1 protein-coding gene is annotated in these 260 nt (G+C 78.1%); it reads right to left on the bottom strand.

Going from position 1 to position 260, the window contains the following annotated elements; translation table 11 throughout:
* The coding region (locus WDW90_RS39980) for an ATP-binding cassette domain-containing protein (RefSeq protein WP_336493103.1) at positions 1-260 on the bottom strand (260 nt) is incomplete at both ends.

The following is a 260-nucleotide window of genomic DNA, read 5'->3' as shown; positions in this document are numbered from 1 at the left end:
CACGCGACGGCGACGCGGTCGGCGACGGTGAACGCCTCGTCGTGGTCGTGCGTGACGAAGACGGCGGTGGTGCCGGTGGCCTTGAGGGTGTCGCGGACGTCGACGGCGAGCCGCTCGCGCAGCCGCCGGTCGAGGGCGGACAGGGGCTCGTCGAGCAGCAGCAGGCGCGGGCGGGGCGCGAGCGCGCGGGCCAGGGCGACGCGCTGCTTCTCCCCGCCGGACAGCGTCGCGACGGACCGGCCCGCGTACCCGGCCAGGCC

The organism is Methylobacterium nigriterrae, assembly GCF_037106235.1.
Lineage (GTDB): Bacteria > Pseudomonadota > Alphaproteobacteria > Rhizobiales > Beijerinckiaceae > Methylobacterium > Methylobacterium nigriterrae.
This window is presented reverse-complemented; position numbering and strand designations above follow the sequence as displayed.